Source organism: Methylobacillus flagellatus KT (assembly GCF_000013705.1).
Lineage (GTDB): Bacteria > Pseudomonadota > Gammaproteobacteria > Burkholderiales > Methylophilaceae > Methylobacillus > Methylobacillus flagellatus.
This window is the reverse complement of the sequence record NC_007947.1, coordinates 116,756-134,468: the sequence shown is the minus strand read 5'-3', so window position 1 is coordinate 134,468 and position 17,713 is coordinate 116,756. Positions and strand designations below refer to the sequence as shown.

The 17,713-nt window shown below is 58.9% G+C and carries 16 protein-coding genes and 1 riboswitch; of the genes, 13 read left to right on the top strand and 3 right to left on the bottom strand.

The annotated features are described in order from the left end of the window. Positions 1-103: 103 nt before the first annotated feature. From MFLA_RS00645 to cobU, 10 genes are all read left to right on the top strand, one after another. Entirely contained in the window at positions 104-1,978 is a 1,875-nt protein-coding gene (locus MFLA_RS00645) for a TonB-dependent receptor domain-containing protein (RefSeq protein ID WP_011478490.1), read from the top strand. Positions 1,979-2,070: 92 nt separating this feature from the next. Beyond that, complete coding sequence (locus tag MFLA_RS00640; protein WP_011478489.1) at positions 2,071-2,640, top strand: hypothetical protein; 570 nt, start codon at positions 2,071-2,073, stop codon at positions 2,638-2,640. Continuing rightward, on the top strand, positions 2,637-3,251 hold the full coding sequence (gene cobO / locus MFLA_RS00635) for a cob(I)yrinic acid a,c-diamide adenosyltransferase (RefSeq protein ID WP_011478488.1): 615 nt from the start codon (positions 2,637-2,639) through the stop codon (positions 3,249-3,251). The genes MFLA_RS00640 and cobO overlap by 4 nt, the downstream gene beginning before the upstream one ends. Next, complete coding sequence (locus MFLA_RS00630; RefSeq protein WP_048811469.1) at positions 3,205-4,533, top strand: cobyrinate a,c-diamide synthase; 1,329 nt, start codon at positions 3,205-3,207, stop codon at positions 4,531-4,533. Before cobO ends, MFLA_RS00630 begins: the two co-directional genes overlap by 47 nt. Beyond that, positions 4,530-8,855, top strand: a complete 4,326-nt coding sequence (locus MFLA_RS00625) for a cobaltochelatase subunit CobN (RefSeq protein WP_011478486.1) — start codon at positions 4,530-4,532, stop codon at positions 8,853-8,855. The genes MFLA_RS00630 and MFLA_RS00625 overlap by 4 nt, the downstream gene beginning before the upstream one ends. 25 nt (positions 8,856-8,880) lie before the next feature. Then, positions 8,881-9,318, top strand: coding sequence for a MotA/TolQ/ExbB proton channel family protein (locus MFLA_RS00620; protein WP_011478485.1), 438 nt, complete (start codon positions 8,881-8,883; stop codon positions 9,316-9,318). Beyond that, a complete protein-coding gene (locus MFLA_RS00615; RefSeq protein ID WP_011478484.1) occupies positions 9,315-9,626 on the top strand; it encodes a DUF2149 domain-containing protein in 312 nt (103 codons plus the stop codon). Before MFLA_RS00620 ends, MFLA_RS00615 begins: the two co-directional genes overlap by 4 nt. Before the next feature lie 69 nt (positions 9,627-9,695). After that, the gene (gene bluB, locus MFLA_RS00610) at positions 9,696-10,352 is read left to right on the top strand and encodes a 5,6-dimethylbenzimidazole synthase (protein ID WP_011478483.1); all 657 of its coding nucleotides are present in this window, start codon (positions 9,696-9,698) and stop codon (positions 10,350-10,352) included. Further along, on the top strand, positions 10,349-11,164 hold the full coding sequence (locus MFLA_RS00605) for a cobalamin-binding protein (RefSeq protein WP_011478482.1): 816 nt from the start codon (positions 10,349-10,351) through the stop codon (positions 11,162-11,164). The genes bluB and MFLA_RS00605 overlap by 4 nt, the downstream gene beginning before the upstream one ends. A 2-nt stretch (positions 11,165-11,166) precedes the next feature. Beyond that, on the top strand, positions 11,167-11,703 hold the full coding sequence (gene cobU / locus MFLA_RS00600) for a bifunctional adenosylcobinamide kinase/adenosylcobinamide-phosphate guanylyltransferase (protein WP_011478481.1): 537 nt from the start codon (positions 11,167-11,169) through the stop codon (positions 11,701-11,703). Here cobU and MFLA_RS00595 read toward each other — a convergent pair. Together MFLA_RS00595 and MFLA_RS00590 are read right to left on the bottom strand one after the other, a co-directional pair. Next, complete coding sequence (locus tag MFLA_RS00595; RefSeq protein ID WP_195742036.1) at positions 11,700-11,954, bottom strand: hypothetical protein; 255 nt, start codon at positions 11,952-11,954, stop codon at positions 11,700-11,702. The two genes, cobU and MFLA_RS00595, sit on opposite strands and share 4 nt — an antisense overlap. Positions 11,955-11,971: 17 nt before the next feature. Further along, entirely contained in the window at positions 11,972-12,598 is a 627-nt protein-coding gene (locus MFLA_RS00590) for a DUF4202 domain-containing protein (RefSeq protein ID WP_011478479.1), read from the bottom strand. Between the two features lie 113 nt (positions 12,599-12,711). On the opposite strand from MFLA_RS00590, the gene MFLA_RS00585 reads away from it, so the two are divergent. The 3 genes from MFLA_RS00585 to MFLA_RS00575 all read left to right on the top strand — a co-directional run bounded on the left by MFLA_RS00585 (position 12,712) and on the right by MFLA_RS00575 (position 16,951). Next, entirely contained in the window at positions 12,712-12,924 is a 213-nt protein-coding gene (locus MFLA_RS00585; RefSeq protein ID WP_011478478.1) for an RNA-binding S4 domain-containing protein, read from the top strand. Between the two features lie 45 nt (positions 12,925-12,969). Further along, positions 12,970-13,181, top strand: a riboswitch (cobalamin riboswitch). Positions 13,182-13,387: 206 nt separating this feature from the next. Continuing rightward, positions 13,388-15,499 carry a TonB-dependent receptor gene (locus tag MFLA_RS00580; protein WP_011478477.1) on the top strand — a complete coding sequence of 704 codons (2,112 nt, stop codon included), beginning with the start codon at positions 13,388-13,390 and terminating at the stop codon, positions 15,497-15,499. 24 nt (positions 15,500-15,523) lie between these two features. Beyond that, positions 15,524-16,951, top strand: a complete 1,428-nt coding sequence (locus MFLA_RS00575) for a PepSY domain-containing protein (RefSeq protein WP_011478476.1) — start codon at positions 15,524-15,526, stop codon at positions 16,949-16,951. Here the strand turns inward: MFLA_RS00575 and MFLA_RS00570 are convergent. Continuing rightward, positions 16,938-17,546 (bottom strand): hypothetical protein, encoded by a 609-nt coding sequence (locus tag MFLA_RS00570; protein WP_195742035.1) that lies wholly within the window; start codon positions 17,544-17,546, stop codon positions 16,938-16,940. The genes MFLA_RS00575 and MFLA_RS00570 overlap by 14 nt on opposite strands. Positions 17,547-17,713 lie beyond the last annotated feature (167 nt).

Genomic DNA, 17,713 nt, shown 5'->3' with positions numbered 1-17,713 from the left:
ATGCGGCGGTCCGATGACCATCCGGCTCAAGCCATTTTCCCGCACACTCCATTCATGCACCAGCTCTTGCGGGGACGCAGGGGCTCTTTGGAGTCATTAACTAATGTTGCGTTTTTCTCTGGGCATTGCCGCCCTTGCCTCAATTCATTCTTTCCCATTAATCGCCAGTGCTGATGGCATGCGGCTTGAAGACACGATTGTCACTGCCTCGCGCAGTGAACAGAAAAGCAGCGAAGTACTAGGGGATGTTTCCGTCATCTCCCAGGAGCAGATCCAGCGCGCAGGCCAGTCTTCCGTGCTTGAGCTGTTGGGCCGCGAACCTGGTATTGAAATCATGCATAACGGCGGCTTGGGCAAAAGTACCGATATTTTTATACGTGGCGCCAATTCGACACATACCCTGGTACTCATCGATGGTATTCGCGTCAGCTCTGCAACTTCCGGCACTACCGCAATCCAGAATATCTCCCTGAACCAGATCGACCATATCGAGATCCTGCGCGGCCCGGCAAGCAGCATGTACGGTGCAGATGCGATTGGCGGCGTCATCCAGATTTTCACTAAATCCGGCAAGGGCCAGCCCCGGCTGCAGGCTTCAGCAGGGCTTGGCACTTATGGCACTGCCATCGGCGATATTGGCGTCAGCGGCAGAATTAGTGATACCAGCTTCAGTCTGCAGGCGGGCGCTACTCATACGCATGGTGTCAGCGCATATAACAGGCATCACAGGAACTACAACCCCGACCACGATGGATACCGCAACCAGAACCTGAATGCCCGTATCACCCAGCACCTCAGCGAACACCATGAGCTTGGCTTCAATGCCTTCATCAGTGATAACAAGAATTTTCATGATGGTGCGGTCAGGGCCAATGAATATTATGGCGAACAGACCCTGTCGAGCTACACGGTACACAGTAAAAACCGTTTTACCGACAACTGGACCAGCACGCTGAGCATCGCCAGAAGCATGGATGACCTGGCCTCGTACTCGAAGTCCGCCACGGCCACCAGCCGCGACACCATCAAGACCACGCAGGATCAATACCTGTGGCAGAACACGGTGACGACTGACCTGGGCGTATTCAATGCCGGCCTGGAATACCGCAAGCAGAAAGTGGAAAGCAATGCTGACCTGGCAGAAGACAGGCGCAACATCCGCTCATGGATGGCAGGTTGGCAAAAACAGTTCGACAGACATGGCTTGCAGATGAACTTGCGCAATGATGACAGTACGCAGTTCGGCGACAAGACCACCGGCTCAATCAACTACGGCTACCACATCACGCCCCAACTAAGGGCAGGCGCAGCGTTTGGCACGGCTTTCGCCATCCCGACCTTCAACCAGTTATACAGTCCACTGAACCCTGCCTTCAACTATATCGGCAATGCCGAACTCAGGCCGGAAGAATCCCGTAACAAGGAAATCAGCCTGCAATACGACAACGGCACCCACCAGATCGGTGCCATTTACTACCACAACGAAGTGGATAACCTGATCGCCAACAGCCGCAGTCTGGTGAATGGCGTCAACCGTTTGATGCCGACCAATATCAATGAAGCCGTGCTCAGGGGCCTGACCCTCAGCTACAAGGGCAACTTCACGGATTGGCGGCTATATGGAAGTGCCGACCTCCAGCGTCCAGAAGATCGCGGCGACACCACCTCGGGCAACCTACTGCCGCGCCGCGCGAAAGCGCATGCCAACTTCGGTGTCAGCCGGACATGGCAGTCCTTCGAGCTGGGCAGCGAACTGGAAGCATCCTCCTATCGCTACGACAATATCAACAATACGCCATCTTCCCGCATGAGTGGTTACACCCTGGTCAACGTGTATGCCAACTACCGCATCAATCCGGACTGGACGCTCAATGCCCGCGTCAACAACCTGTTCGACAGGCACTATGAACTCGCGCAAGGCTTTAGCACCCTGGGGGCCAACTTGTTTGTCTCATTGCGCTATGCGCCGGCATTCTAGGCGCGGTCAGGCGTGGATAAAACGAAACAGGCCGGGAATTTCGGTTAAAATTCAACCCTATTTGACCAACCGGCCCAACCAAGGAACATAACATGCTGACACTCAACAAGAATCACCAGATCATGATCGGCCTGCTGCTGACTGCGCTGCTCGTCCTGACACGCGGCCACCATTTCGCCGCGGTAAACCACCTGCCCAGCGCATCCTGGGCGGTGTTCTTCCTGGCCGGCGTCTACTTGCGCCCAGCCTGGGTGTTTCCCGCCCTGCTCGGCCTGGCCGCGGCACTTGATTTCGCCGCCGTGACCTGGGGCGGCGTCGACGGCTTCTGCACCTCGCCCGCCTACGGCTTCCTGCTGCCTGCCTATGGCAGCCTCTGGCTCGGCGGCCGCTGGTTCGCCAAGCACTACCAGTTCGCCTTCAGCCGCATCGCCCTGCTGGCGGCTACAGTGGTGGGCAGCAGTTTTGTCTGCCACCTGTTCTCCAGCGGCGGTTTCTATTTCTTCTCTGGCCGCTATGTCGACCCGACGCTGGCCGAGTTCCTGCCACGCATCGCCAAGTATTACCCATCATATTTGGGTACGCTGGCGTTCTACGTGGCGACTGCTGCCATCATCCACATTGTGGTGAAGGCGCTTTACGCTGATAGCAAACGAACCGCATGACCGATCAGGAAAAACCAGACCTTAACCAGCGCCATTCAGACCGGATGGCGCGCAAAAAATCAGTTGTTGATGCCAAGATAGAGGCTGCGCGCATTGAGCGAGGCCTGTTCCTGGTGAATACCGGCAACGGCAAAGGCAAATCCACTGCCGCTTTTGGCCTCCTCGCCCGCGCCCTCGGCCACGGCATGAAAGCCGTGGTGGTGCAGTTCGTCAAGGGCCGTTCCGACACCGGCGAGGAAGCCTTCTTCCGCCACCAGCCCAATGTCAGCTGGCATGTGATGGGCGAAGGCTTCACCTGGGAAACCCAGAACCGCGAGCGTGACATCGCCGCTGCCCAACAAGGCTGGCAGGCTGCGCAAGCCGCGCTCAGGGATGAAAGCGTAGGTGTCGTCATTCTCGACGAGCTCAACATCGTCCTCAAATACCATTATCTCGACCTGCAGCAAGTGCTGGCCGACATTGCCGCCCGTCCCGCCATGCAGCATGTCGTCGTCACCGGCCGCGCCGCCCAGCCCGAGCTGGTCGAGCAGGCCGACACCGTCACCGACATGACCATGGTCAAACATGCCTTCAAGCACGGTGTGCAGGCGATGCCAGGGGTGGAGTGGTAGGCTCGTGACAACCAGTTGCCCGGCATTGCTGCTGTCCGCGCCAGCCTCCAATCAGGGAAAAACTCTGGTATCTGCTGCGCTGGCACGCGCATGGCGCAACCAGGGACTGATCGTTCAAGCGTTTAAATGCGGCCCGGATTTTCTCGATCCGATGATCCTGCAAACCGCGACAGGCAGGCCGGTTTACAACCTCGACCTTGCCATGTGCGGCGCTGATGACATTGCCGCCCGGCTACACCAGGCTGCGCAGAAGTCTGACGTCATCCTGGTAGAAGGCGTGATGGGCCTGTATGACGGCAGCCCCAGCAGTGCGGACATTGCGGCACGGTTCCAACTCCCCGTTGCGCTCACTATCGACGCGAGCGGCATGGCGCAGACTTTCGGCGCATTGGCTGCCGGGTTGTTTGCCCACCGGCCTGGACTCATCCCCGCAGGCGTGATCGCCAACCGTACCGGCAGCGCCGGGCATGGCGTTTTGCTGCGCGACAGCCTGCCGCCGGATATTCCCTGGCTGGGCGCGTTGCAGAAACAGGAAGCGCTTGCGCTGCCGGAACGTCACCTGGGCCTGTTCCGCGCCGATGAAATCGACGGCCTGGAGCAACGCATCGCGCAGGCTGCGACGTTGCTGACGGAATCAGGCGCGTTGCCCTTGCCGCCTGAAACCGTTTTCGCGCCTCCACCCTCTGCGAAAGATGTGAAGCGATTGCTCGCGGGCAAGACCATCGCCATCGCGCGCGACGAAGCCTTTTGCTTCATCTATCCCGCCAACCTCGATTGCCTGCATGCGCTGGGCGCGCAAACCATGTTCTTCTCGCCGCTACATGACGAGGCCTTGCCAATGGGCATAGACGCCATCTGGCTGCCGGGCGGTTATCCCGAGTTGCACCTCTCAGCGCTGGGCCGCAACCACGCCATGCGCACCGCTTTGCGCCAGGCTTGGCAGCAAGGTCTACCCATTCTGGCCGAATGTGGCGGCATGATGGCGCTGGCGGAGAGCATCAACCAGCAGCCGGGCATTGGCCTGCTGCCCGGCAGTTGCACCATGCAGTCGCGGTTTCAGGGACTGGGCGTGCAATTTGCCCAATTGCCGGAAGGCAGGCTACATGCGCATACCTTCCACTACTCCCGCCTTGAAACTGCGCTGCCGGTATACGTACAGGCAAGCACCCAGCGCGGCAAGCCAGGCGAGGCCATATACCGCCACGGCAGCCTCACGGCAAGCTACCTGCATTTTTATTTCCCATCCAATCCTTCGGCGATTGCCCGGCTGTTCAACCCATGAGGCGCTTGTTTTCCACCCTGCTCGGCATTGCACTTATCATCTCGCAGGGTCCTGTCCAGGCAGCCACGCTGTTCGGCGTCGTATCCGACCGCACCGCTCCCGCCGCAGCCATGGCTGCACAGCATGCGCTGCAGCAGCAATCCGGCACACAGGATCGCATCATCCTGCGCACGCACTCCCAGCTACTAGCGGCGGACAGCCAAACGCTGCAGGGTTGGCTGCGCAGTGCCGACGCGGTATTCGCCGTGGCAGCCTACGGCGAAGCCTCGCAGCAATTGCAATTCCAGTTGCAACAGATTGGCGCCAGGCAGCCGCATACCTTCATCGCCTTCAATGGGGAAAGCGCACTCTCGCTGCAAAGCCGCTGGCAAGGGGAAGCCGTCAGCAGCTTTTCACATGCCAAGAGCCTGACCCTGACGCAGAACCAGCTTTCTGAAAAAGTCGCCAACCTTGCGCAGCAACACGCTGCCGCGCGGCAATGGCTGGGCCTGCACAACCTTTGGCAGGCAGGGGGGGACAACCTCGTCGCCTTCATGCGCTACCTGCTGCATCCGTCGAAGCAGTTGCCCGACATCACTCCGCAACCGCTGGTACACCTGCGCCAGGATGGGCGGGAGGTCAGCCAGCCCAGGGTCGCTGGTGCCGGCAAGCCCATGCTGGTGGTGCTAGACCTCAGCACCAGTGACCCGCAGCCAATCGATGCCATTTGTGCCGCTAGCGAAGCCCAGGGCCAGTCCTGCATCGGCATCATGACGCGCTGGGGAGCCGCGTCGCGCGACGCCATCGCCAATCTCCGCAACATGCTCGCGCCTGCCATTCCCAGCGGGCTGGTTGTCCTGCAGGACTTTGTCGTCGGCGCCGCCGAGGGTCGCGAGGCCGTGACCGAACTGCTGGGGCAGCTCGACGTGCCGGTGTGCAAGGCTATCCGCCTGACAGACCGCGGCGCCAATGCCTGGCAGCTGTCGGAAGACGGCCTGCCGGCCAACTCGGTGCAATATCGCGTCGCCATGCCGGAAATCCAGGGCAGCTCGCAGCCGCTGGTCGTGGCCGCCGCCGGGCCTGCCTCCCTAGACAAGCTCACTGGTGTCGAACTGAAATTGCCGCAGATCCTGCCTGCCGAAGTGCAATCGCTGGTCAGGCGCAGCCTCAATTGGCAACAGCTGCGCAGCAAGCCGAATGCCGAAAAGAAAGTCGCGCTGATCTACTACAACCATCCGCCTGGCCGACAGAACATCGGCGCGGACAACCTGGACGTGCCCGCCTCATTGTTCGAGATGCTGCATGCATTGAAGCGGGCGGGCTACAATACCGGCGAATTGCCCGCGTCGCCGGAAGCGCTGCTCGACCTGATGCAGGATCGCGGCGTCAATCTGCCGGAAGACCAGGCCGCATTGGCCGAGATGAGCCGGCAAGTCAACAAGCTCGATAGTGTCGCCTACCTCAACTGGTTCAGCACCCTGCCTGCGCAAGTGCGTGGGGAGATGGTGGAAGGCCCGCTTGGCAAACTGCATGCCGACCTGGTGGCGGCGCAACGCGCCAGGGAGACCGACATCGCGCGCAACCGCCTCGACAAGGCCATGCACGAGCTGCGCCACCTGCTTGAAGGCGCGGACCATCCGCAGCGCAACAATGCGCTCAAGCAGCTTGAGGCGCTCAACCACGGCTATTTGCAGTGCCTGGAAAAACACACCGACTGCAACGCCCTGGCCTTGCAGAAAACCCGCCTCGCCGCGCTGGGCATCGAGGGCATGCGCGGCTGGGGGCCCGCGCCGGGCAAGGTCATGGTGCATGACCGCCAGATCCTGATTCCCGGAGTGCAGTTCGGCAATATATTCATCGGGCCGCAGCCGCCACGCGGCTGGGAAGTGGACGAGGAGCTGCTGCACGCCAACACCACCATCCCGCCGCCGCACCAATACCTGGGCTATTACCACTGGCTGCGCAGCGTGTTCAAGGCGGATGCGCTGGTACATATCGGCCGCCATTCCACCTATGAATTTTTGCCCGGCAAGGCGGTCGGCCTGGCAGCAAGCGATTACTCACGCCTGATTGCGGGCGACCTGCCCGGCATCTATCCCTATATCGTCGACGGCGTGGGTGAAGGCACGCAATCCAAGCGTCGCGGCCTGGCCGTGATGGTGGACCACCTTACGCCGCCGCTGACCTCGACGCCGCTCTACGACCGATTGCTGGAACTGCGCCAGGTGGTGGAAAGCTATGAGTCTTCCAGCTCCGAGACCTTGAAAGTGGAGGCCGCGCACGAAATGCGCCGCCTGGTGGAAGCGCTGCAGCTGCGCGCTGAGCTGGAAGCCAGCATGGCCGACGTGCTGGAAGTGCGCGGCATTGGCTACGAGCAGACTGACGACGACCTGCTCGCGCATGAAATCGGCCACTACTTGACCAAACTGCAGGAGAAATTTATGCCGCATGGCCTGCATATCTTCGGCAAGGATTGGCCCGAGGAATCGCTGGCATTGATGCTGGAATCCATGGCGCGCGGCCATGAGCAAGGCGTCAGCGCGGAAACCCGCGACAAGCTGGCGGCCTCGCCGCGCCTGGAAATGCAGAGCCTGCTGCATGCGCTCGAAGGCGGCTTCGTGCCACCCGGCAAGGGAAACGATCCCTTGCGCTCGCCCGACGCCTTGCCTACCGGGCGCAACTTCCATGCACTGGACGGCGACGTGCTGCCGACCCGTCTCGGCTTCCAGATCGGCGCCAATATGGCTGCCAAGGTGCGCGAACGCGACAGCGTGCAGGACAGCGAAGGCGTGATCCTCTGGGCATCGGATGCCGTGCGCGACGAGGGCGTGATGGTGAGCTTCATCCTCAGCCTGATGGGCATAGAGCCGGAATGGAACGCGCGCGGTATCGTGCAGCGCATGCAGCTCAAGCCGGGGATTGCACGTCATGATGTCATCGTCACTACTTCGGGACTGTTCCGCGACCTCTACCCCAACCTCATGCAGTGGATCGATACCGGCGGCCGCCTCGCGCTGGCCGCCTCGGCCACAACCATACGGGCGCAATATCCCGCCCTGCAACCTGCATTGGAAGCAGCGTTGTCGCCATTGGGTGCTGGTTTGACGGAAGGCGACGAGCCGCTTTCGGGCAACGGCGTCGCCCTGCAGTGGATACGCCGCACCCAGGCGCATCAACAACAAGGCATGGCATTGCCGCAGGCAGGCCGTGAAGCCGCCTGGCGCATCTTCGGCGACGCGCCGGGCGCTTACGGCACCGGCGTCAACCGCCTCACCGAGCGTTCGGGCACCTGGAAGGACCGCAGTGAGCTCGGCCAGGCCTATCTCACGCGCATGGGCCATGCCTATGGACTGGATGCCCAGGGCCAGCCCGCACAGGATATCTTCAAGACCGCGCTCACCAGCATCGCCAATACCTATCACGGCCGCGCCTCCAACCTCTACGGCCTGATGGACAACAACGACGCCTTCGACTATCTCGGCGGCCTGTCGCTCGCGACCGAAACCGTGACCGGCAAGCGCCCCACCGCGCGCATTCTCAACCATACCGACCCGGATAACCTCAGCGACGACCCGCTGGAAACCGCCCTGTTGATGGAGTTGCGCGGGCGCTACCTCAACCCGGCCTGGATACGCCCGCTCATGCAGCATGGCTATGCGGGCGCGCGCACCATGGGGCAGGAATTCATGGAAAATCTCTGGGGCTGGCAGGTCACGCGACCCGACATCATCAAGGACTGGGCCTGGGACGAAGTGAAGAAAGTCTACATGGACGACAGCCTCAAGCTGGGACTCAAGCCGTTTCTGGAAGAAAAACACAATGCCCATGTGAAAGCACATATGCTCGCCATCATGATGGTGGCGGCGGAAAAAGGCTTCTGGCAAGCAGATGAACAGACTTTACGCCAACTAGGCAGTGACCTGGCCAGGCTGGTCAACAAGAACGGCCTGCCCGGTAGTGGGCACACCTCGCCCAATCACCCGATGTGGCACTGGCTGGGCCAATATCTCGACGGCGGCACTGCCGCCGCATTGCAGCAAACCCTGGCCAAGGCGCGCGGCGACGCAACGCCTGGCTATGTGGATGCCGGAGCCGCGGTTGCGGAGCAGACTGCCATCGAGGCAGGACAGACCGCACCTGCGCCGCAAGAAGCCGCGCCGACGCAACAGCCGCAAGACAAACCTGTTACGCAGCCTGAACCTGAGCCTGCCAAGCCCGCACCTACACAGCGCGCCTTCGAGGTCGCCATCAAATCTGTGCAGGAATACTGGTATTGGTGGCTGGCATTGCTACCGGTATTCGCCGCCGGGCTCTGGTTCGGCACGCGCAAGCCAAAGTTGTAATCCATACACAGGACGGAGCATCATCATGTCATTTGAACTCGACACCCTACACCATGCGATCACCTGGCTATTGAAGCCGGTCATCGCCATCTTGGCGCTCAGCGTGATCATCGCCGTGCTGGAAGCCGGGCTGGCCATGGGCGAGCGCCTGTTCGGCCTCCGGGCCATGCGTGACTCGGGCAATGCCGATGCGGTAGTGAAACTGGCCCGCCACCGACTGGAACGCGCCGACCTGCTCGGCCGCATCCCACCCATGCTCGGCCTGATGGCGACCATCATCCCGCTAGGGCCTGGCCTGGCCGCTCTCGGCCAAGGCGATCCGGCACAATTAGCGCAAGCGGTCACCACCGCCTTCGATGCCACCGTGCTGGGCCTGATCGCGGGCATCATCGGCTTGGTGATCGGCAAGCTGCGCCGCCGCTGGTACGAAGATGTGCTGGAAGTATTGGAAGCCCAACCATGAGCAAGGCCAACATAAGCAAACTACGCCTCAGGAGCCGCTTCGACCACGACGACGAAGACCCGCGCGCCAGCCTGGTCAATCTGGTAGACGTCATGCTGGTGTTCGCCTGCGGCCTGCTCGCCGCCTTGAGCGCTGGCGGACAGGCCATGCTGGTCCAGCCCAAGGAGATCGAGCAAGGCAAGGAAATCGAAGCGCCGGAAACCACCGGCAGCAATGTCGGCAGCGGCTACCAGGCGGTCGGGCAAGTCTACCGCGATCCCAAGACCGGCAAACTGGTATTGATCGAGAATCCGACAATCCAACCTTGAGAGACCTACACCAATTGATGAATCGCTTTATACTGGCTGTTTAATATCCAACTTCGCTCCAATTACGCAATGCCCAGCAACGAATTCGCCTTTACCGAGCCCGAGATCGCGGGGGTCTACCGTGCCATCCACCAGCGCCGCGATATGCGGCACTTCAAGCCCGGCACCATAGAGCCGGAAATCCTGCACAAGCTGCTGGATGCTGCGCATCATGCGCCTAGCGTCGGCTTAATGCAGCCATGGCGCTTCATCCGCATCACCAGCGATCCAATACGCCAAGCCATCTACGACCTGGTGCAGGAAGAGCGCATGCAGACTGCCCATGCGCTGGGTGAACGGGAATCCGAATTCCTGCGCCTGAAAGTAGAAGGCATCATGCAGTGCAGCGAGCTATTGGTGGCCGGCTTGTGCGACCACCGCGAGCGCTATATCTTCGGCCGCCGCACCTTGCCCGAGATGGACCTCGCTTCGGTTGCCTGCGCCATCCAGAACCTCTGGCTGGCAGCACGCGCAGAAGGATTGGGCATGGGCTGGGTGTCCATCTTCGACCCTGTCAAGCTAGCCAAGCTACTCAATATGCCCGAAGGCGCCAAGCCTATCGCCATTCTCTGCCTGGGCCATGTTGACGAGTTCTATAAAACCCCGATGCTGGTGGAGGAAGGCTGGGCCAAGGAGCGCCCCTTGTCGGAACTGATGATGGAAAACGCCTGGACAGACAGCGAATGAAAGGTCCGAGGCGCATCGCCTGCCTGACGGCGGAAGCTACCGAAGTATTGTACCTGCTCGGTGAACAGGCCCGCATTGTGGGCATCTCGGGTTTCACTACCCGCCCTGCGATTGCGCGACAGGAAAAACCCAAGATTTCAGGATTCAGCACCGCCAAGATCGAGAAGATTCTTGCGGTAAAGCCGGACTTGGTACTGGCGTTTTCCAACCTGCAGGCTGACATTGCCGCCGATCTGGTGCGTGCCGGGGTGGAAGTGCATGTGTTCAACCAGCGCTCGGTACAAGGCATTCTGGACATGGTGGCGACGCTGGGGGCGTTGACCCATGCTACTGACCGTGCGGAGGCGTTGATCGCCGGGCTGCGCCAGCGAATGCAGCAAGTTGCCGAGACCGCGAGCTACCTGCCGACTGCGCCCAAGGTGTATTTTGAGGAATGGAATGATCCCTTGATCAGCGGCGTCCAGTGGGTGGCGGAACTGATCGAAATGGCGGGCGGCAGGGACTGCTTTGCCGATTTATCCGCTTACCATTCTGCCAAGGAGCGCATCATTACCGACCCAGACGAAGTGGTGCGGCGACAGCCAGACATCATCATCGGCTCGTGGTGCGGCAAGAAATTCCAGCCAGAACACGTGCTGGCAAGGCCGGGATGGCATACCATTCCCGCCGTGCAGTCCGGGCAAGTACATGAAATCAAGTCGGCCGACATCCTGCAGCCCGGCCCTTCCGCCATCCTGCACGGGCTGCCGCAATTGCAAACCATCATGCAGCGCTGGGGCGTGAGCCAGGCGCACAGCAAGCATTGGAGTTGAACATGAACGCACACGACCACCACCTCATCCTTGGCGGCGCACGCTCAGGCAAGAGCGCCTATGCGGAGAAACTCGCCCATGAAAGCGGCCTGGAAGTGGTCTATATCGCCACGGCCCAGGTGTACGACAATGAATTCGGTCATCGCGTCAGCCAGCACCAGCAGCGCCGCCCTGCACACTGGCAAACCGTGGAAGTACCGCACAAACTGGCAGAGGCCTTGCAACAGCAGGCCGCGCCCGGCCGTTGCCTGCTCGTCGATTGCCTGACGCTATGGCTGGCCCAGTGCATCTGCCCGGAATGCGCGCCGCCCGAGGGTGTGGACTGGCAACACGAACGCGCCACCCTGCTTGATACGCTTCCACTACTGCCAGGAAAGATTTTGCTCGTGAGTAACGAAGTCGGCATGGGCATCGTGCCGCTGGGAGAAATCAACCGGCGATTCCAGGACGAGGCAGGCCGCCTCAATCAAGCCGTGGCTTCCATCTGCAACAAAGTCAGCTTTATTGCGGCTGGCCTGCCGCTGGTATTGAAAGGCTAGCGCTTCGGGGTGATCACCCTGGCGCCTGTGTAGGCAGCAAACAAGCTGATCGCTTCTTGGCCGATGTTGGCGGAATGGTTCATTAAAGCATCATTCAACTGCATATCCTGCAACCGGTAAACCGGTGGTTCATCGGAATTCGCAGAACCCAGGGCGCGGAAACGCACCTGCCCTGCTTGTTCCTCACCCAAAAACACCAGCACTTCGTGCAAACCCATCCTGAGCACGACGCTGCAGTTTGATAAGGCCAACTGTCGCTCCCGCAGGCTCACAGCCAGCCTTCCTCCATCATCACTTCCTGGATCAGCGGCACCAGCGCCTGGGGCAGCTTCACCTGGGTCAGCAAGGCCTGGTGCCCGGCTTTGGATACTTTGCGCAAGGTCTTGCGCAGAATATCTTTCCATTTCGGCACATCATACTCCGGGTGCTGGCCGACGAACTCTTCAAGGTAGTACTCGACGAACACCATCACGACCACGTCTTCCAGCACCTGCATCTCGGCATCGGCCAGCGGCGCTTCCTTGCTGACCAAGGCCGCCACGCGCAGTATCGTTTCCTCGTCATATCCAGCCTGCTGCATGATCTCACGCGCCACTTCGGCATGATACTGCTTGAGCTTGCGCCGCCATTGGTGATAGCCCGGTTTGGTCATCGGGTAAGCGTCGCGCGGCAAGGTCCAGCGCTCGATATGCTGGCAACGCGCGGCCAGTTGCAACGCCTCGGAGGCATCCGGGCGGTAGCGCTGCAACATCTCCGTCATGCGTTGGGCATAGGCCAGCTCCTTGGGCACAGCCACGCCGTTGACCAGCGTCTGGTTCGGGTCTTGGGCATTGCGTGCGTCAAAGGCCTGCATTGCCTGGGTAAATGCTGGTCCGAATCGGGCATCGACTTGCATGGCATACCTTCCTGAGTAAATTGAATGTCATTTTACTCGAAACACCCACGGCGCTCGTTTCATTGCCATGCAAAACATGGTGTAATCGCAGGCATTCAACATAAGGCACCATCATGGAATTCACGCTGCGCGACAACTATATCGAACTTTGCAATTTGCTCAAGCTGGTCGGCATTGCCGAATCCGGCGGCCAGGGCAAGACCATGGTGACGGGAGGCCTGGTGCAAGTGGACGGCCAGCCTGAAACACGCAAAACTGCCAAAATCCGCGCGGGACAGGTAGTGGAATGCATGGGGCAGCGCATTGTTGTATTGCCTCATGCATGAGTAACAACCCCATGATTTACATTGACCACTTCTCCCCCCAGTCTTAGAATCCACCTCACTTACGGTTTTCCCCTGCATCATCACGGGGAAATAATAGGGAATCCGGTGAAGACAAGATGTTCGTAATCCGGAACTGCCCCCGCAACTGTAATCGGTGAGTCTGTTTGCCACTCTTGCCACTGGACTTGATCCGGGAAGGCCGCAAGCAAGACGATGACCCGAGAGTCAGGAGACCTGCCGCAAGTGAGCTATGTTGTTCGAGAAGGGCGGGGTGTCCTGAAATCGGCGAATGTTCACCATTTTCCATTCGACATGATTGATGCATTGCAGACTTGGGCGCCATGGGCATCTCAGGTCGAGTTGCCGTTGCCGCGGCTTTTGCATGCCTCCTCTCTGCTCCGACCCTATAGCTGATTTACACATGACAGTTTGTCATGCTGAACAATCCACCAGGGAGCAATCCATGAAAAGCAGCAACCCCATTCTGGCCACTGTCTTGATGGCCGTCTTTTCCAGCGGGGCGCTGGCGGAAGATGCCACGTTGGAGGAAATCCAGGTCAACGCAACATCCGACAAGCCTGGCCTGAACCTGAAAAAACAAAACAATACAGGTAGCCGGCTTGGCCTGACGGCAAAGGAAACGCCTGCCAGCGTTGAAACACTGGATATTCAAACCATTCGCCAACGTGGCGATATCTCTATTCGTGAGGCGGTCACGCGTACGACAGGCATCACCGATATCAGCACGATCGGCAATGGCCAGTCATTCTCTTCTCGCGGCTTTACCGGAAACAACTCGGTTGCCCAGGCCGAAGATGGGGTACGCCTCATGACAGGTGCCGGTACATTGACCTATCCTTCAGATGCATGGGGATATGAACGTATCGAAGTATTGCGAGGTCCAGCCTCAGTATTGTTTGGCGATGGTTCTGCTGGCGGCATCATCAACAGTGTGCGCAAGCAGCCCAGCCGGGATGCTTCCCTGGAGGCATTGGTAGGCGCCGGTTCTTATGGTGCATATCGGGCCGCATTAGGGGGCACTGGCGCCATTGGCGAAATTGGGGCTTTCCGTATTGATGCTTCCGTCCTGGGTGGCAATGGCTATATCAGTCGCGGAGATTACGACAGCAAGAAACTCATGACCTCTTTCTCGTTTGCTCCCACAGACAATCTAAAAATTGGCTTTACCCTGGATCATGCAGAAGACTCGCCAACCGCCAATCTTGGCTCGCCGTTGATCAACGGACATCTATCTCGTTCACTGCGTAGCAGAAATTACAATGTTGCCGACAACAAATTGGATTTTGTCGACTCGCGCGCACGTGCAAAAATTGAATGGGAAATCAGTCCTCAACTCACTTTCAGGAATGAAAGCTATTGGTTCAAGTCTGACCGTGAGTGGCGCAACGCCGAGGCATTCATGTTCCAGCCCGCCACCCATACCGTCAGGCGTAGCAGCTTCACCGCCATTGAGCACGCCCAGAAACAGATTGGGAATCGTGCGGAGTTAATCTCGCAACAAGATTGGTTTGGGCATCAGAATCGATTCTCGGCCGGCTGGGAAATCATGCGTTCGGAATTTCAACATCGCAACATTCATGGTAATAGCAGCGCTACTGACACCATTCCAGCTGCCGGATTCAATCCTGGGCTATTTATTAGCCTGAATCCAGTCACTAGAAATTACGATGGCACTATCCGACAGCAGGCATTTTTTGCTGAAGATGCATTCAGTCTGACAAACCGCTGGAAGCTGATCGCCGGGGTCAGAAAAGAATTTATCCATACCGATAGCGAAGACTTCAGAAATGCCGCCAATGAAGTCCGAGATAACTTCTCACCAGTGACTTGGCGTTTAGGTACCATATTCGATACTTCTGAAAATACGAGCATTTACGGGCAAATCAGCCGAGGCACAGACCCGGTTACCAACCTTCTGGGATTAAACCTGGATAACGCCAGGTTCAGCCTGACGCGATCTCGCCAGGCCGAAATTGGCATCAAGCAGTCACTGGAAAGTATCAAGGGAGAATGGACGCTGGCGCTTTACCATATCGCAAAAGATGACATCATCACACGCGATCCTGTCACGCCATCCACCTCTATCCAGGGAGGCTCGCAATCCTCTCGTGGTATTGAATTCGCAACTACCTTCTATCCCGTCGAACGCTGGAGGGTGGATTTCAATGCCACATTATTGAATGCGCGCTTTGATGAATTGCGCGAAGCGGTTGGCAGTCCAGCATCCTCGGTATCTCGTGCAGGCAACACCCCATTGAACGTCCCCGAAAAGGTCGCGAATGCATGGGTCTACTATCAAGCGCCTGCATGGGAAGCGGGCATAGGGGCGCGTTACGTAGGCAAGCGCTACGCAAACAATGCCAATAATGTTTCGCTTGCTGGCTATACCGTCTACGACGCCAGTGCAGCCTGGCATGTCAACAAACAGATGACACTGCGCGCTAATATCCGTAACCTAACGGACAAATTTTATGCAGCTTTGGCTTATGGCAGTACACAACACATCATCGGCGCACCGCGCCAGTTAGAATTCACCGCAGAATTCCGTTACTAATCCACCCCCCCTGAGTACAACACCATGAAGCTATTCTCCATGCGCAATCTCCACCTCTGGCACCGCTGGCTGGGGATCGCGCTCGGAGTACTGGTGCTGCTCTGGTTCATTTCCGGGGTGGTCATGTTATTTGTCGCCTATCCCAAGCTCACTCCGGAAGAGCGGCTTCCGCGCCTGGAAGCGATCAATACCGGCTTGGCACATGTAGCGCCAGCCCAGGTGGCTAGCATGCTGGGCGGCGAGCCGGACCGACTCCGGCTGACCATGCTCAGTGGTCGGCCGCTTTACCATGCCTTTTACCAGGATCAATGGCATGCCATCTGGGCCGACAATGGGGACAAGCTCAGCGTTGGGTCAGAGATCATTCGCGCATCGGCGCAGGCTTTCCTCCCTGGCGCCTCTATGCGCAATATGGAATTGATCGAGCGTGACCAATGGTCGATCTCCTCATCGCTCAATGTCTATCGGCCCCTGTATCGTGTGACGTTCAGCAGTGGGGATGTGCTGTACTTGTCCAGCCACACGGCCGAGGTCGTGCTGGACACCTCGCGTAGCGAGCGCGCCTGGAACTGGCTGGGCTCCATCATCCACTGGATTTATTTCACGCCACTGCGTTTTGACCATCATCAAGCCTGGCGCCAAGTCGTCATGTGGCTCTCATTTCCCGCCACAGCCATGAGCCTGATCGGCATCTGGCTGGGCATAGACCGTCTGCGCCTTCGCCGTCGCTACAAAGGCGGCCGCATGACGCCCTACCGCGGCTGGGCCAAATGGCACCACATTTCCGGCCTGCTTGCAGGGATACTGTGCGTGACATGGTTGTTCAGCGGCTGGATCTCGATGAAGCCATTCGATATGTTCGCGGGCAGGAAGTTGAGCACGGAAGAATCGCAGCATTGGGCAGGAAGCCCACATGGGCCACTGCCGGCATTGCCAGCAAAGATGGACGCTACGGACAAAATTGGCGAGATCGAATGGATATATTTTGCGGGCACGCCCATCCTGCTCGGCCTTGCACAAAATCGCACCTGGATGCTGGATGCAGAAAGCGGAGCGTCGCTCGCCCCATTCGCAACATCAGCCTTCGCCACACAGGCGTCAGGCATGCTACCGGAAGCAAGGGTCAAGGCTGTCACACGGCTTGAAAATGGCGACAGGTATTACTACGGCAAACGGATGGAAGCGGTGTCCCCGGTCATCCGCATCGACCTGGATGATGCATCTGCGACCAGCTATTACATTGACCCGGCCACTACGCGCATCGTGGTATCACATGACAATCGCAGCCGTACCTATCGCTGGCTGTTTGCAGCATTGCACAGGCTCGACTTCGCACCACTCGACAATGCCGAGATCCCGCGCTGGATCGTCGTCATTCTGTTCTCGATCGGCGGCACCATCCTCACTGCCGCCGGCATGGTCATGGGCTGGCGCCGCCTTACTCGCGCCTAGCGGCGATATTGCGGCAATCACCAGCAACCAATGGCGGATTACCGGAACCCGGCCTCAGTATTACACCGCTGCTGACGCCATTGGAAGCCACACAGGCTTGGAAGCCCACGCGCGTGCTGCGCGGGGTCGCCGTTTCAACCAGCACTTCCCGTTGCTCATCCGATAATGCCAATGCGCCGCTTTCAGACAGCCACTGCTCATAAGAGGGGTAAGCGCCATGCGTTTCGCGGAATAATTCCAGCTTGCCATGCAGCTCCTGGGCAATTCGATCGGTATCCACGGGCCCTCGCTGCTGCAAGGCCAAGGCCTCAAGCACCTCCTCCTGTTGCTGCTGCACTGCCTTGCCCTGGGATACATAATGGGCGCTGAACAGGAACAGCACCAACAGCACCGTGTAGATCAGGTTGATCCCGATGGCCAGGACGGCAAACAAATTACCTTGGCTCACCGTGCGCGACTTGTGCAGGGCGAATATCCCAAGCACCACACCAAGCAGCGGCACGCAGAAAACAGACAACAGCAAAGCGATAATGCCGGGTTTCTTTCCCGGGTCAGGTGTCTTATCGTTTTCTACAGTGTCTTGTACAGATGCCATGACGATCATTCCAGTGGTTGAAACAGGGGGGAGATTAAACCACGTCTCGCCCACGCATGCCCAATGTGCAGTGGTGCGGAGAATATATGTTTCATATCATTTTCTCCAGCTTCTCACCTGCCCAGAAAATGAAATGAATCCGTGATGGCGGCAAGGACAAGGCTATG

Excerpts from the sequence above, each read along its gene's own strand:
- MFLA_RS00575 (WP_011478476.1), top strand. The coding sequence starts at position 15,524 with ATGAAGCTATTCTCCATGCGCAATCTCCACCTCTGGCACCGCTGGCTG.
- MFLA_RS00615 (WP_011478484.1), top strand. The coding sequence starts at position 9,315 with ATGAGCAAGGCCAACATAAGCAAACTACGCCTCAGGAGCCGCTTCGAC.
- MFLA_RS00580 (WP_011478477.1), top strand. The coding sequence starts at position 13,388 with ATGAAAAGCAGCAACCCCATTCTGGCCACTGTCTTGATGGCCGTCTTT.
- MFLA_RS00585 (WP_011478478.1), top strand. The coding sequence starts at position 12,712 with ATGGAATTCACGCTGCGCGACAACTATATCGAACTTTGCAATTTGCTC.
- MFLA_RS00590 (WP_011478479.1), bottom strand. The coding sequence starts at position 12,598 with ATGCAAGTCGATGCCCGATTCGGACCAGCATTTACCCAGGCAATGCAG.
- MFLA_RS00620 (WP_011478485.1), top strand. The coding sequence starts at position 8,881 with ATGTCATTTGAACTCGACACCCTACACCATGCGATCACCTGGCTATTG.
- MFLA_RS00605 (WP_011478482.1), top strand. The coding sequence starts at position 10,349 with ATGAAAGGTCCGAGGCGCATCGCCTGCCTGACGGCGGAAGCTACCGAA.
- MFLA_RS00640 (WP_011478489.1), top strand. The coding sequence starts at position 2,071 with ATGCTGACACTCAACAAGAATCACCAGATCATGATCGGCCTGCTGCTG.
- cobU (WP_011478481.1), top strand. The coding sequence starts at position 11,167 with ATGAACGCACACGACCACCACCTCATCCTTGGCGGCGCACGCTCAGGC.
- cobO (WP_011478488.1), top strand. The coding sequence starts at position 2,637 with ATGACCGATCAGGAAAAACCAGACCTTAACCAGCGCCATTCAGACCGG.
- MFLA_RS00645 (WP_011478490.1), top strand. The coding sequence starts at position 104 with ATGTTGCGTTTTTCTCTGGGCATTGCCGCCCTTGCCTCAATTCATTCT.
- MFLA_RS00630 (WP_048811469.1), top strand. The coding sequence starts at position 3,205 with ATGCCTTCAAGCACGGTGTGCAGGCGATGCCAGGGGTGGAGTGGTAGG.
- bluB (WP_011478483.1), top strand. The coding sequence starts at position 9,696 with ATGCCCAGCAACGAATTCGCCTTTACCGAGCCCGAGATCGCGGGGGTC.
- MFLA_RS00570 (WP_195742035.1), bottom strand. The coding sequence starts at position 17,546 with ATGGCATCTGTACAAGACACTGTAGAAAACGATAAGACACCTGACCCG.
- MFLA_RS00625 (WP_011478486.1), top strand. The coding sequence starts at position 4,530 with ATGAGGCGCTTGTTTTCCACCCTGCTCGGCATTGCACTTATCATCTCG.